13 protein-coding genes are annotated in these 13,604 nt (G+C 66.9%); 7 read left to right on the plus strand and 6 right to left on the minus strand.

Annotated elements, in window-relative coordinates:
• Positions 1 to 314 precede the first annotated feature (314 nt).
• From ACFVJ3_RS31060 to phoU, 4 genes are all read left to right on the plus strand, one after another.
• A complete protein-coding gene (locus tag ACFVJ3_RS31060; RefSeq protein WP_378455724.1) occupies positions 315 to 1,271 on the plus strand; it encodes an acyl-ACP desaturase in 957 nt (318 codons plus the stop codon).
• A gap of 78 nt (positions 1,272 to 1,349) precedes the next feature.
• Positions 1,350 to 2,492, plus strand: coding sequence for a tRNA dihydrouridine synthase DusB (dusB, locus tag ACFVJ3_RS31065; protein WP_378455725.1), 1,143 nt, complete (start codon positions 1,350 to 1,352; stop codon positions 2,490 to 2,492).
• Between the two features lie 119 nt (positions 2,493 to 2,611).
• Positions 2,612 to 4,636 carry an LCP family protein gene (locus ACFVJ3_RS31070; RefSeq protein WP_378455726.1) on the plus strand — a complete coding sequence of 675 codons (2,025 nt, stop codon included), beginning with the start codon at positions 2,612 to 2,614 and terminating at the stop codon, positions 4,634 to 4,636.
• A gap of 82 nt (positions 4,637 to 4,718) precedes the next feature.
• A complete protein-coding gene (gene phoU, locus ACFVJ3_RS31075) occupies positions 4,719 to 5,417 on the plus strand; it encodes a phosphate signaling complex protein PhoU (protein WP_378455727.1) in 699 nt (232 codons plus the stop codon).
• Positions 5,418 to 5,562: 145 nt separating this feature from the next.
• Here the strand turns inward: phoU and pstB are convergent, their stop codons facing one another.
• The 6 genes from pstB to ACFVJ3_RS31105 all read right to left on the minus strand — a co-directional run bounded on the left by pstB (position 5,563) and on the right by ACFVJ3_RS31105 (position 11,438).
• The gene (gene pstB, locus ACFVJ3_RS31080) at positions 5,563 to 6,339 is read right to left on the minus strand and encodes a phosphate ABC transporter ATP-binding protein PstB (RefSeq protein ID WP_007301060.1); all 777 of its coding nucleotides are present in this window, start codon (positions 6,337 to 6,339) and stop codon (positions 5,563 to 5,565) included.
• A 43-nt stretch (positions 6,340 to 6,382) separates the two neighbouring features.
• Positions 6,383 to 7,291, minus strand: coding sequence for a phosphate ABC transporter permease PstA (pstA, locus tag ACFVJ3_RS31085; protein ID WP_378455728.1), 909 nt, complete (start codon positions 7,289 to 7,291; stop codon positions 6,383 to 6,385).
• 3 nt (positions 7,292 to 7,294) lie between these two features.
• A complete protein-coding gene (gene pstC / locus ACFVJ3_RS31090; protein WP_378455729.1) occupies positions 7,295 to 8,368 on the minus strand; it encodes a phosphate ABC transporter permease subunit PstC in 1,074 nt (357 codons plus the stop codon).
• Between the two features lie 67 nt (positions 8,369 to 8,435).
• Complete coding sequence (gene pstS / locus ACFVJ3_RS31095; protein ID WP_378455730.1) at positions 8,436 to 9,554, minus strand: phosphate ABC transporter substrate-binding protein PstS; 1,119 nt, start codon at positions 9,552 to 9,554, stop codon at positions 8,436 to 8,438.
• A 214-nt stretch (positions 9,555 to 9,768) separates the two neighbouring features.
• Positions 9,769 to 10,683, minus strand: a complete 915-nt coding sequence (gene mshD / locus ACFVJ3_RS31100) for a mycothiol synthase (protein ID WP_378455731.1) — start codon at positions 10,681 to 10,683, stop codon at positions 9,769 to 9,771.
• Positions 10,680 to 11,438 (minus strand): winged-helix domain-containing protein, encoded by a 759-nt coding sequence (locus tag ACFVJ3_RS31105; protein ID WP_378455732.1) that lies wholly within the window; start codon positions 11,436 to 11,438, stop codon positions 10,680 to 10,682. Before ACFVJ3_RS31105 ends, mshD begins: the two co-directional genes overlap by 4 nt.
• 206 nt (positions 11,439 to 11,644) lie before the next feature.
• Here ACFVJ3_RS31105 and ACFVJ3_RS31110 point away from each other — a divergent pair, with 206 nt between their 5' ends.
• The 3 genes from ACFVJ3_RS31110 to ACFVJ3_RS31120 all read left to right on the plus strand — a co-directional run bounded on the left by ACFVJ3_RS31110 (position 11,645) and on the right by ACFVJ3_RS31120 (position 13,585).
• Positions 11,645 to 12,424: an LmeA family phospholipid-binding protein gene (locus ACFVJ3_RS31110; RefSeq protein ID WP_378455733.1), complete on the plus strand. Its 780-nt coding sequence runs from the start codon at positions 11,645 to 11,647 to the stop codon at positions 12,422 to 12,424.
• Positions 12,421 to 12,897, plus strand: a complete 477-nt coding sequence (locus ACFVJ3_RS31115; protein WP_378455734.1) for a thioredoxin family protein — start codon at positions 12,421 to 12,423, stop codon at positions 12,895 to 12,897. Before ACFVJ3_RS31110 ends, ACFVJ3_RS31115 begins: the two co-directional genes overlap by 4 nt.
• Before the next feature lie 235 nt (positions 12,898 to 13,132).
• Positions 13,133 to 13,585 (plus strand): DUF4395 domain-containing protein, encoded by a 453-nt coding sequence (locus ACFVJ3_RS31120; RefSeq protein WP_378455735.1) that lies wholly within the window; start codon positions 13,133 to 13,135, stop codon positions 13,583 to 13,585.
• The last annotated feature ends 19 nt before the right edge of the window (positions 13,586 to 13,604 follow it).

Genomic DNA, 13,604 nt, shown 5'->3' on the forward strand with positions numbered 1-13,604 from the left:
GCCTCCGCGCAACCGCCGACACGGCTCGAGTTACGGCGGGGAATCTGTGGAGACCGACAAATCTGTGATCGTCCACAACTGCCCGCGCGTCGCTGTGATGATCTCTCCCTGCGATGATTACGCTGGTCACCGCATACGCAACCTCATCAGTACACTGTCATGTAACGGTTCGCCGCGTCGCGGCGACACATCCCGGAAGATCCATTACGGATCGGTAACTTGGACGGTTCCCGGGCCGCCGACGGCGTTTACCAACGTACTTACGGTGCCGTAGGCTGAACAAAGTCAAATTGAGCTACATGGAGGCATTACACATGGCGAGGGATCTGACCCAACTCGAACTGCTGCAGGAGTTGTCGCCGGTTGCAGAAGAGAACGTCAACCGCCACCTCTCCATGGCCAAGGAATGGCATCCCCACGACTATGTTCCGTGGGACGAAGGACGCAACTTCGCCGCGATGGGCGGCAGCGACTGGGATCCCGAGCAGTCGCAGCTCGACGAGGTCGCCAAGGCCGCGATGATCACGAACCTCCTCACCGAGGACAACCTGCCGTCGTACCACCGCGAGATCGCCGAGAACTTCTCGCAGGACGGCGCGTGGGGAACGTGGGTCGGTCGCTGGACCGCCGAGGAGAACCGTCACGGCATCGTGATGCGCGATTACCTCGTCGTGACCCGCGCCGTCGACCCCGTCCAGCTCGAGCGTTTCCGCATGGAGCACATGACCAACGGCTTCGCCTCCCCCGCCGACGTCGACGCCGGCTTTCTCCACTCCGTCGCATACGTGACGTTCCAGGAACTCGCCACCCGCGTCAGCCACCGCAACACCGGTAAGGCGTGCAAGGACCCGATCGCCGACAAGATGCTGCAGCGCATCGCCGCCGACGAGAACCTGCACATGATCTTCTATCGCAACATGTGCGGCGCGGCCCTCGACCTCGCGCCCGATCAGGCGCTCGAGGCCATCAACATGATCGTCCAGAACTTCCAGATGCCCGGCGCCGGCATGCCGAACTTCCGACGCAACGGTGTGCTCATGGCCAAGCACGGCATCTACGACCTGCGTCAGCACCTCGAAGAGGTCGTGATGCCCGTCCTGCGCAAGTGGAACATTTTCGAGCGCACCGATTTCACCGCCCGCGGCGAAGAGATCCGCGAGAGCCTCGGCAAGTTCCTCGAGAACCTCGAGGGCCAGGCCACCAAGTTCGAGGAGCAGCGCGACCGCATGCTGGCCCGCGAGGCCAAGAAGCGCGAGCAGAAGGCTTCGTGACGTAAACAGTTATCCTGTGCCCGGTACCGGATTCGGTACCGGGCACATTTTTTTCCAGCACTTTCGCAGAGGTCGTCAATGTCATCCCTTCGTATCGGATCGCTCGAGCTGCGCAGTCCGGTGGTTCTGGCCCCCATGGCCGGGATCACCAACGTCGCGTTCCGCACGCTGTGCCGTGAGCTCGAGACTGAGCGCGCGGGCAGCACGTCCGGCCTGTACGTCTGCGAGATGGTGACCGCGCGTGCGCTGGTGGAACGGCAGCCCGCGACCCTGCACATGACGACGTTCGGCCCGACCGAGACACCGCGGTCGCTGCAGCTGTACACCGTCGACCCCGACACCACGTACGCCGCGGCCAAGATGATCGTGGACGAGAACATGGCCGACCACATCGACATGAACTTCGGCTGCCCGGTTCCCAAGGTGACCCGCAAGGGTGGCGGCGCGGCGCTGCCGTACAAGCGCGCCCTGTTCGGCCGGATCGTCGCGGCGGCCGTGAAGGCGACCGAGGGCACCGACATCCCGGTGACCGTCAAGTTCCGCGTCGGCATCGACGCGGAGCACCACACCCATCTCGACGCCGGCCGGATCGCCGCCGGCGAAGGCGCCGCCGCCGTAGCACTGCACGCGCGTACCGCCTCGCAGCGGTACTCCGGCACGGCCGACTGGAACGAGATCGCCCGGCTCAAGGAACACGTCACGGACGTGCCCGTCCTCGGGAACGGCGACATCTTCGCCGCCGAGGATGCGGCCCGCATGATGGACCAGACCGGTTGCGACGGCGTCGTCGTCGGGCGCGGATGCCTCGGCCGGCCGTGGCTGTTCGCCGAGCTGAGCGCGGCACTGAACGGGAAACCGCAGCCCACTCCCCCCGATCTCGGCGAGGTGACCACGATCATCCGCCGTCACGCGGAACTCCTCGCCGATCACCACGGCGAGGACAAGGGCCTGCGTGAACTGCGCAAGCACGTGTCCTGGTACCTGCGGGGCTTCCCCGCAGGGCCCGAGCTGCGGGTCGCGATGGCCCTCGTGAGCACCCTCACCGAACTCGACGACCTCCTCGTCCAGCTCGATCCGACCATTCCGTTCCCCAAGGACGCCGAGGGACCGCGGGGACGGCAGGGGTCACCCGGCACGGTCGCGCTCCCCGAGGGGTGGCTCGACGACCCCGACGACTGCCTGGTGCCCGCCGGCGCCGACCTCATGCACTCTGGTGGTTAGCAGCACGAGCGCGCGTCACCTCGCTACATGTGTGGAGCCTCGACGTTCGATAAGTACTATGGCTGGAATCCGTCGAGGCCGACGGATGTCCGAGTCGGCGGAGAGGTCAGGTTGCATCGGTGGGTGATGATCACAGCTCGGACTCACCGACCCCCGAATCCCGCGCCCCCTGGGAGCGTCCTCTCGCGGATCCCAGCTACCGGGAAGCCCAGTCGGGACGGCCGCGCCGACTCCCACCACGGCAGCCACCGCCCGAACGGCGCCCTCCCGAACGGACCGCGCCCCCCGAGCACCGTGCGCAGGTAGAACGCACCGAACCGTCCCGCCACGACAGCGGCCGGATCGGCCGCCGAGCCGCGGGTGGACCCACCGAAGCGCTCTCCGTCGCAGACCTCGTGAAGAAGGTCTCCGGAGATGAACCGAACAGACCCGACGATCCGGACAAGACGGAGATCATCCCCCCGATCGACGAGCGGCAGCCGCCGCCCCCCGGGGTTCCGCCGCGCGAGACCCCTGCGGCGCCTCCGCCGGAGCCGCCACAGAGCACGCCCGAGCCCGAGTGGGTCGCGGATTCCGCCGAGACCACCGCCGTACCGCAGGTGGTCGGCAACCCGGGCACCACCCGCCTGGCCCTCAACAAGACCCGTAAACGCAAGCGTCTCCGTGCCGTAGGACGCGCCGTCGTCGCGCTCGTGGCGGTGGTCGCACTCGCCGGAACCGGCATCGTCTGGGGATACCTCCGCTCCACCGAGGGCAAGTTCGACCAGATCGCGGCACTCGACACCGAGTCGACCGACATCGTCGACGCTGTCGGGCAGACCGGTGACGAGACCTATCTCATCGTCGGCAGCGACACCCGCGCCGGCGCGAGCGGCGAGGTGGGTGCCGGAACCATCGACGACGCCGAGGGATCCCGCGCCGACACGGTGATGCTCGTCAACATCCCCGCCGACCGGAGCCGGGTGGTCGCAGTGTCGTTCCCTCGCGACCTCGACGTCGAGCGGCCGGTCTGCCAGGGCTGGGACAACGCCAGCGGCACCTATACCGAGGAGACCTTTCCCGCCGCCGACGGCGACAAACTCAACGCCACCTATGCACTCGGCGGACCGAAGTGCCTGGTGAAGGTGATCCAGAAGATGTCGGGTCTGAAGATCGGCCACTTCGTCGGCATGGACTTCGCCGGCTTCGAATCGATGGTCAACGAGATCGGCGGGGTCAAGGTCTGTACCACCCAGCCGCTCGAGGACGGCGTCCTCGGCACCGTTCTGCCGGAGGCGGGCACCCAGATGCTCGACGGCAAGACCGCACTGAACTTCGTCCGCGCCAGACATGTCGAGGCGGAGGGCAACGGCGACTACGGCCGCATCAACCGTCAGCAGAGATTCCTGTCCGCCCTCCTGCGGGGCGCCCTGTCCAGTCAGGTCCTGCTCAATCCGGGCAAACTCAACGGCTTCATCAACGCCTTCACCCGCGACACGTTCGTCGAGAACATCGACACGAAATCGCTGGTCACGCTCGGGCGCTCACTGCAGAACGTCGACGCGGGCGCGGTCACGTTCCTGACGGTGCCCACCGCGGGCACCACCGAGTGGGGCAACGAGATTCCCCGCACCGACGACATCAAGGCCATCTTCCGCGCCATCATCGACGACGAGGCGCTGCCCGGCGAGAAGCGTGCCGAACCGCTGCCCTCGTCCGACAGCGAACCGCAGGCTGCGCCGGCACCGTTGTCGGTCCAGGCCGTCGACCCGTCCAGCGTGACCGTGCAGGTGTCGAACGCATCGGGTGAGTCGGGATTGGCCGCGACCGCGGCCGACTCGCTGGCCGCCGAGGGGTTCCAGATCTACAACGTCGGCAACTACACCGGCACCAGCAGCGAGACCGTCATCCGGTTCTCGCCGGGCCACGAAGCCGAGGCGGCGACCCTGGCGTCGTCGTTCCCGGGTGCGGTACTCGAATCGACCACCGGACTCGGGACGCTCGTCGAGGTCGCGCTCGGTTCGAGCTTCTCCGGGACCGTCCGGACGCCGAGCCCGATCGACACACCGCTCAGTATGTCGGACGTGCGAGTCGGCCAGCCGGAGGACGTGGAAATCCCCGCGGACCTGGCGGTTGTGAACGCGGGCGACACGTCCTGCGATTGAGCGCCGGCCGAGCCGCGTCGTTCACTCTGCGTTTACCGTGTGATCGTGACTTGGTTTCCAGTGCACCGTAGGCTGTGACCTCATGCGCGTGGCTTACAACGAACAGATGACCGAGCTTGCCGACTTGCTCGGTGAGATGGCGGGGCTTGCGGGGGTCGCCATGGAGCGAGCCACCCAGTCGCTGCTCCAGGCAGATCTCTCCCTCGCCGAGCAGGTGATCGGCGAGCACGACAAGATCACCGAGCTCAGCACCATCTGCGAGGAGCGGGCGTTCGCCCTCCTCGCCCTGCAGGCACCGGTCGCCGGCGACCTCCGCTCGGTCGTCAGCGGAATCCAGATCGTCGCCGACATCGACCGCATGGGTGCGCTGGCTCTCCACGTCGCCAAGATCGCGCGCCGCCGACATCCCAACCACGTGCTTCCCGAAGAGGTCAACGGCTACTTCGCCGAGATGGGACGCATTGCCGTCTCCATCGGCGCCGCTGCCCGCGAGGTGCTCGAGACGCGCGATCCCGACCGGGCCGCGCGCCTGCGTGAAGAGGACGAGGCGATGGACGACCTCCACCGTCACCTGTTCACCGTGCTCATGGACCGCGAGTGGAAGCACGGCGTGGCCGCTGCGGTCGACGTCACCCTGCTCGGCCGCTTCTACGAGCGTTTCGCCGACCACGCCGTCGAGGTGGGCCGTCGGGTGATCTTCCTCGTCACCGGCAAGCTGCCCGACGAGACCCAGACGCCCGCCGTCGATGCCGACACCCTCACCTCGTACCCCGAACTGTAGAACTCCCCCAACACTTTTCGCGCGAACGGGACGCTCGTACGGTCTGACCGTACGAGCGTCCCGTTCGTTCGCCCGAGGTCACCGTCCGCGGACACGGGAACGCCCCGACCGGAGATCCGGCCGGGGCGGTCCCGTGTTCGTCGCTCTATCCGAAGCGGCCCGAGATGTAGTCCTCGGTGGCCTTCTGCGTCGGGTTGGAGAAGATCTTCTCGGTGTCGTCGATCTCGACGAGGCGTCCCGGCTTGCCGGTGGCCTCGAGGTTGAAGAATGCGGTCTGGTCACTCACCCGCGCCGCCTGCTGCATGTTGTGGGTGACGATCACGATGGTGAAGTCCTTCTTCAGCTCCGTGATCAGGTCCTCGATCGCGAGGGTCGAGATCGGGTCGAGCGCCGAGCAGGGCTCGTCCATCAGCAGGACGTCGGGCGACACGGCGATGGCCCGGGCGATGCACAGTCGCTGCTGCTGACCGCCGGACAGTCCGCCACCCGGCTTGTCGAGACGGTCCTTGACCTCGGTCCACAGGTTGGCGCCGCGCAGCGACCGCTCGGCCACCTCGTCGAGACGCTTCTTGCTGCGCTCGCCCTGCAGCTTCAGTCCGGCCACCACATTGTCCTTGATCGACATCGTCGGGAACGGGTTGGGACGCTGGAACACCATGCCGATCGTCTTGCGGACGCCGACCGGGTCGATGCCGGAACCGTAGATGTCCTCACCGTCGAGCAGGATCGAACCCTCCACACGCGCACCGGGAGTCACCTCGTGCATGCGGTTCAGCGAGCGCAGCACGGTCGACTTGCCGCAACCGGACGGGCCGATGAAAGCGGTCACGTTCCGCGGGGGGACGGACAGCCCGACATCGGCGACGGCGTGGAATTTGCCGTAGTAGATGTTGACGTCCTTGAGATCCAGACGCTTGGCCATTACCGGCTCCCTACTGATTGGTGTTCGAATTCGAGTGTATGTGTCACTTGCTGCGGACCTGTGAGAAGTGACCGACGACCTTGGCCGCGATGTTGAGGATGGCGATGAGGAGGATCAGCGTCAGCGCCGCACCCCAGATGCGGTTGGTGCCGGCGTCGGTCGGGTTGTTCATCTCGGCGACCATGACGCCGGGCAGCGTGCCCATCTCGCCACCGAACAGGTTGAAGTTGATGAAGGGTGCGTAACCCACGAGGATCAGCAGCGGCGCGGTCTCGCCCATCACTCGGGCCAGCGCCAGCATGACGCCCGTGATGATGCCGGGCAGTGCGGTGGGCAGCACGATCTTGGCGATCGTCTTCCACTTCGGAACGCCCAGCGCGTACGACGCCTCCCGCAGGTCCTGCGGAACGATCCGGAGCATCTCCTCCGTGCTGCGGACGACGACGGGGACCATCAGCAGCACCAGGGCGAGCGCCACGGCGAAGCCGGACTTGGGGAAACCGAACGTCGCGATCCACAGGGCGTAGATGAACAGGGCGGCCACGATGGACGGGACACCGCTGAGGATGTCGACCATGAAGGTGGTCAGCTTCGCCAGCCGCGACTTCCGGTCGGCGTACTCGACGAGATAGATCGCGACGAACAGTCCGAGCGGAATGGACAGCACCGCGCAGACGAGTCCTTGCAGGATCGTGCCGATGAGCGCGTGATAGATGCCGCCGCCCTCGGCCGAGGACGTCAATCCGCTGAGCGAGTGGGTGAACCACGTGGCCGACGTCAGGGCAGGAAGGCCCTTGATGACAGCGGTGATCAGGACCCACACCAGAGGGACCAGCGCCACGAGCACTGCCAGCGTCACGAGGACGGTGGCGGCGAGGTCGGTGATGCGCCGGCGGACACCGACCCCCTGGAAGGTGGGGGCCTTGACCGGCTTGTCGAGGGTCGCGGTCATGGGTCAGTCCTTCTTTCCTGCGATCACGGCGCGGGCCGCGGCGTTCACGACGAAGGTGAGCACGAAGAGCACCAGGCCTGCGGCGATGTAGGCGCCGGCCTGAATGTTGTTGTTGAACTCCGCGTAGCCGAGAGCGATCTTGGAGGCGATGGTGGCGCCGCCGTCGAACAGCGACCATCCGAAGGGCTGCGACGTGGTGCGCAGGATCAGGTAGAGCGCCATGGTCTCACCGAGCGCGCGGCCCAGGCCGAGCATCGATCCGCTGATGTAGCCGGACTTGCCGAACGGAATGATCGTGGTTCGCACCACTTCCCACCGGGTGGCGCCCAGTGCGAGCGCCGCCTCGATGTGGGACGTCGGCGTCTGCACGAACACCTCGCGGGTGACCGCGGTGATGACGGGAAGGATCATGACGGCGAGCACGATGCCGGCGGTGAAGATGGTGCCACCGCCGGTGATGGAACCGCTTCCTGTCGCGAACAGCGGGAACCAGCCGAGCTTTTCGTTGAGCCACACGGCAAGTGGTGTGATCGCGGGAGCGAACACCAGCAGACCCCACAGGCCGTAGACGATCGACGGCACGGCCGCCAGCAGGTCGATCACGTACGCCAGCGGACGTTTGAGCCAGTTCGGCGAGTATTCGGTGAGGAAGATCGCGATGCCCAGGGCGACCGGCATCGCGAGGATCAGAGCGAACAGCGAGACGAGCACCGTCACCTGGAACAGGTCGAGCACACCGAACGCCATGGCGTTGATGTTCTGGGTGACCCACTCGCGGCTGGTGAGGAAGTTGACCTGGTTCCTGCTCAGTGCGGGAACTGCGCGCCAGATCAGGAAGATGCCGATCGCGGCGATGAGGATGGAGATGAAGACGGCCGAGGTGGTCGCGAGGGACTTGAAGATCCGATCCCCCGGCCTGGCGACGGACTTGCCGCGGGGTGCACCTGTCGGAGTCGGGGTTTCGGCCTTGGTGGTACTCAACTCGGCCTCCGGGGTGCCGTTCGGACCGCCCACCCCGACTCCGCCAGAAGCGGAGCCGGAGGCGCGAGGTGCTGATTCGATGTGCGCGTCACTCATCTGCGCTCGCAATCTTTCCTGGTCAGAATATCGAGTCATGGGCGGGTCCGAACGACTAACGGTGCGATCAGCCGATGGCGGCGACCGACGCGTTCAGCTTCTCCTTCATGGAGTCGGGCAGCGGCACATAGCCCTGCTCGGCCAGGTTGGACTGGCCCTCGTTGGCGGCGCTGGTCAGGAACGACTTGACCGCTGCGGAGGTGTCTGCGTCGTAGCCCTTCGAGCACACGATCTCGTAGGTGGCGAGCACCAGCGGGTAGGCGCCCGCTTCCTTGGTACCGAAGATCGAGCCGAGGTCGAGGGTCAGATCACCCACACCCGCACCCTTGAACTTTGCACCCTCGATGGCCTTCGCCGCCGACTCGTCGGACAGCGCGACGGGGCCCGAGCCGGTGTCGATCTGCGCGGCCGACAGCTTGTTCTGGTCGGCGTAGGACTTCTCGACGTAGGTGATCGAGCCGGGGGCGGAGGCCACTGCCTGCGCGACACCGGCCGACCCCTTGGCGCCCTCACCGATTCCGCCGGTGAAGTCGGAGCCGGCACCGGTGGTCCAGGCACCGTTGGAGGCGGCCGTGAGGTACTGCTGGAAGTTGTCGGTGGTTCCCGACGAATCCGAGCGGATGATCGCGGTGATGTCCTGGTCCGGCAGGGTGGCGCCCGGGTTGAGGGCGGCGATGGCCGGGTCGTTCCACTTCTTGATGGTGCCGTTGAAGATCTTGGCGGTCACTTCGCCGTTCAGCACCAGGTCCTCGACGCCGTCGAGGTTGTAGGCGACCGCGACGGGTCCGAAGACGAGCGGAAGGTTCCAGGCCTCGCCGCCGACGCAGCGGGCCTTGGCCTGCTCGGCCTGCTCGGCCTTGATCGCCGAGTCGGAGCCGGCGAAGTCGATCTGGCTCGCGATGAACTGTGTACGTCCGTCGCCGGAACCGCTGGGGTTGTACGCCAGGTTGACGGTCTTGCCCTTTTCCTGGCAGACGGAGATGTAGGTGGAGACGAACTGGTCCATGGCGTTCTTCTGAGCCGAGGAACCGGCCGAGGAGAGGTTGGCCTTGCCCTCGCACGTCGAGGTCGACGCGGCTGCGTCGACGCCGCTCGACGCTGCGTTGTTGTCGCTGCCACACGCGGCCAAGGTCATGGCACCCAGGGCCACTGCACCGAGCAGGGCGCCACTGCGCTTGAGATTCACCTAGTCCTCCGGAAATACCGTCTCGCCCGCGATCGGGCGGCGACATGAGGTGCGCTTCGTTGAAATCTGCACCAGGCAACACGGCGCTGCCCATGGAGAAACCTAGGGGTAGCTAATGTCCAGTTGGACCACGATCGGTGAACGGAAGGTGAACAGACCGAGCATTTGTCCATATTTCCCAGACGAACGGCGGGTGCCGCAGTAGAGGAGTGCCTCAGGCTCGCGCGTACGCGACGTCCGTGTGGAACCGCTCGAACCCGAGCCGGTCGTAGGTGTGCAGCGCCGACGCGTTGTCGCCCTCGACGTAGAGCAGCACCGCACCGAGCCTGCGGTCACGCAGGTAGTGCAGCCCGGCGAGCGTCAGCAACCGGCCGAGTCCACGTCCCTGGGCGTCGGGACCGATCGCCACCACGTAGACCTCACCGATGGCGGGCTCGTCGCCTTGCTTCGGATGCACCTTGGTCCAGTGGAATCCCAGCAGCCGCTTCTCGTCCGACGAGGCGAACGCCATGAACAGGCCGGCCGGGTCGAACCAGGCCTCCGCGCGACGTTCGGCCATTTCACGTTCGGTCCACGACCCCTGCTCGGGATGCCAGGCGAAGGCGGCAGCGTTGACACGCAACACCTCGGGATCGTCTTCGACGCCTCGGTACACGCGGAGTGAAATATCTTCCGGCACAACGAGTTCCGGGAGGGCCGTATCGGCGAGCGGACGCCGGAGCTGCAGCAGCTCGCGCGCACCGGTCAGCCCCAGACGCTGCGCCACCGCCTGCGCCGCAGGCAGATTGCCGTGCGCCCACACGCGGACGTCCGGACCACCCTCGGACAGGACCTCGGTGACCAGCCGGCCACCGATTCCCCGGCCACGCGCTTCGGGGTCGACCGCGAGTTCGGCCATCGCGGGATGATCCCCGTGACCCGGCTGCAGCTGCGCATACCCGACGATCCGATCGGCGTCGGTCTCCACGAGGTGACGCACACCGTCGCCTCCGCCGGACACGGCGTGTAAGCCCTGCTCCGACACGGGCGCGGTTCCGTCCGCCGCCGTCGCGCGTTCCAGCAGGGCAGACACGTCCGCGGCCTGCTTGCCGTCGAGTCGATCAGCCCAGGACTGCACCGAACCACTCACTGGAACGCAGGCCCTTCCGCGGATTCGAAGTCCGCGTCGTCGGCGTCGAGGTCGTCGACGGGTGGCACCGGCGCACCCGACTTGCTGCGGGTGGGACGAACCGCCTTGTAGCCGACGTTGCGAACTGTACCGATCAAGGATTCGTACTCGCTGCCCAGCTTGGCGCGCAGACGACGCACGTGGACGTCGACCGTGCGGGTGCCACCGAAGAAGTCGTATCCCCACACCTCCTGAAGCAACTGCGCGCGGGTGAAGACGCGACCCGCGTGCTGCGCCAGGTACTTGAGGAGTTCGAACTCCTTGTAGGTGAGGTCGAGGGGGCGGCCGCGCAGACGGGCCGTGTACGTGCCCTCGTCGATGACCAGTTCGCCCAGCGTGATCTTGCCCGAGGCCTCCGGGCTGGCGACGCCGCCTGCGCGTCCGACCAGCAGTCGGAGGCGGGCGTCCACCTCGGCCGGTCCGGTGCCCGGGAGCAGGATGTCGTCGAGACCCCAGTCGGAATTGACCGCCACCAGGCCGCCCTCCGTGAGCACCGCCACCACGGGAACCGCGGAACCCGTGCTGCCTAGCAGCCTGCAGAGGCCGCGAGCAGCCGCGAGGTCGGTGCGCGCATCCACCAGGGCGACGTCGGCAGAGCTCGCTTCCAGGAGAGAGGACACCTCCGTCGGGGCAGGCCGCACCGAATGCGCCAGCAGGGCGAGGGCAGGCAGCACTGCCTCGGGGTTGGGGTCGGAGGTAAGAAGCAGTAGCTCCACACAGCCTCCCATCTCGTCGCCGTCGTACCCGGCCGGCCGACGGATCGTTCATCCGCCGGTCCAGGTAGATCGACACTGAAGGTATCGACACTTTTGTCGGTGACAGAGTAGCGCGCCGACGTCGGCGTCCGTTGCACCGAACCCCCGGCAACCGGCGCGGAGGTTGCACCGACACTCCCCCGAACGGTGTCCGTCACAATGGGGCCGTGCGGAAACTCATCATCGGAATCGTCTTCCTCGTGGCTCTCGGTCTCGTCGTCGACTTCGGTTCGGCGGCCTACGCGGAGTACCGGGTATCGCGGGAACTGCGGGCCGGCGCGTCCCTCACCGCGGATCCCGAGGTGACGGTTCACGGCTTTCCGTTCCTCACCCAGGCGTGGAACGGAAAGTACGAGAACATCGAGATCCGCGCCCAGGGAGTACAGAGTGACGTCGTGGGTGAGGTGACGATCGAGTCCACCCTCCTGGGCGTCTCTGCGCCGCTGTCCGACCTCGTCGACGGCTCCGTGAAGACCCTTCCGGTCGATCACCTCTCCGGCCGCATGCTCATCGACGCCACCGACCTGGGACGCTTCCTCGACATCCCCGACCTGCAGGTTTCGGCCCCGCCGGCCAGCAAGTCGGACGGCACCGGCGGTTCCGGCGGATCGGGGATGCCGACCGCGGGCGGCGTCGTCCTCACCGGCACCGTCCCCGTCGGGCCCATCGAGACCACCGTCAGCGTGCAGGCCGACCTGGTACTCGACGGCGGTCAGGTGAAGATCGTCGCGAGCGACTTCTACTTCGGGCCCGAGGGCCACGCCGACTTCACCATCCCCGATCCCCTCGCCCCCGCGATCCTCGGCCTCTTCACCCGGACGATCGACCCCCGGGAACTCCCGTTCGGCGTCCAGCCGACGGAGGTCTACGCGGAGGGCTCGCAGATCGTCATCGAGGGCGTCGGCAACAACGTCACGATCGACCTGAACGAACTGCAGAGCCGATGACCGGAATCACACTGTTACTGATCGCACTGTTCGCCGCCGTCGCGTTCGGGCTCGTCTGGCAACGTCGCCAAGGCGCGGTCCGGAGCACCGGTGAGACGACCGCGGTCGTGAGCGACGAACGCCGACTGCTCCTCGAGGCGGCGGGCGTCGGGCCGGGGTCGCCCGAGCACCCTCGACGGGCCACCGTTCTCCACTTCTCCGCCGACTGGTGCGGACCCTGCGCGGCGGTGCGCAGGGTGGTGGGACAGGTCGTCGCAGACCTCGCCGGCGAGCCGGAACCTCCCGTCGAAGTGGAGGTCGACATCGACGAGTATCCCGCTCTCGCCAAGGAACTCGGCGTTCTGTCACTGCCGACGACGTTCATTCTCGACGCCGACCTGCAGCAACGCTTCCGGGTGTCCGGAGTGCCCGCCGCGACCGACCTGCGGGCCGCGCTGGGACCCCTCACCCGGCCCCCGGCTTCAAATTCCTGAAGAACCGGGTAAACTCGTCGTCGTGCAATCCAGCCACGAGCTCATGCTCACCCGTCGCCGCACGGTAGACCTGTGCCGCCTCGGGGCTTGTTGCTGTACCTGTTGCTGATCACCAGGGCTGTCGCTTTCTGCTGACACCGCGGACTCCGCGCACGTGATCGAAACCCGATTCGACGTCTTCCGTCGTCGTTCGGCGCCAGGCAAGCATTCAGGACTCACCGCAGGAGCACTTCTCATGTCCACAACACTCGAGCTCGAGCAGGTCGACGTTCGTGGCCCCCGGTTCGCCGCCTGGGTCACCACCGCTGCTCTCGTCGCCGTGCTCGTCGGGTCGACGTTCTCGCTGGTCGCAGCTGGAATTCTCCTGGCGCTGCAAGCGGTCGTCTTCGCGGCAGGCGCAGCCACCGGGCCGCGACGCAGCCCATACGGCCGGATCTTCGGCACCCTCGTCGCGCCGCGTCTCGCTCCGGTGAGTGAGCGCGAACCCGTCGCACCGCTCCGCTTCGCGCAGCTCGTCGGCTTCGTCTTCGCCGCCGTCGGCACCGTCGGCTTCTTCGCCGGCTCCGGCGTCGTCGGCGCCGTGGCCACCGCATTCGCCCTGTTCGCGGCGTTCCTCAACGCCGCGTTCGGCTTCTGCCTCGGCTGCCAGATCTATCCGCTCGTCGCACGCTTCCGCACCGCGGCCTGAAAGTTTCACACCGAGAACC

The organism is Rhodococcus sp. NPDC127593 (assembly GCF_042671975.1).
Lineage (GTDB): Bacteria > Actinomycetota > Actinomycetes > Mycobacteriales > Mycobacteriaceae > Rhodococcus_F.

Excerpts from the sequence above, each read along its gene's own strand:
- ACFVJ3_RS31060 (WP_378455724.1), top strand. The coding sequence starts at position 315 with ATGGCGAGGGATCTGACCCAACTCGAACTGCTGCAGGAGTTGTCGCCG.
- dusB (WP_378455725.1), top strand. The coding sequence starts at position 1,350 with ATGTCATCCCTTCGTATCGGATCGCTCGAGCTGCGCAGTCCGGTGGTT.
- phoU (WP_378455727.1), top strand. The coding sequence starts at position 4,719 with ATGCGCGTGGCTTACAACGAACAGATGACCGAGCTTGCCGACTTGCTC.
- pstB (WP_007301060.1), bottom strand. The coding sequence starts at position 6,339 with ATGGCCAAGCGTCTGGATCTCAAGGACGTCAACATCTACTACGGCAAA.
- pstA (WP_378455728.1), bottom strand. The coding sequence starts at position 7,291 with ATGACCGCGACCCTCGACAAGCCGGTCAAGGCCCCCACCTTCCAGGGG.
- pstC (WP_378455729.1), bottom strand. The coding sequence starts at position 8,368 with ATGAGTGACGCGCACATCGAATCAGCACCTCGCGCCTCCGGCTCCGCT.
- ACFVJ3_RS31115 (WP_378455734.1), top strand. The coding sequence starts at position 12,421 with ATGACCGGAATCACACTGTTACTGATCGCACTGTTCGCCGCCGTCGCG.
- ACFVJ3_RS31120 (WP_378455735.1), top strand. The coding sequence starts at position 13,133 with ATGTCCACAACACTCGAGCTCGAGCAGGTCGACGTTCGTGGCCCCCGG.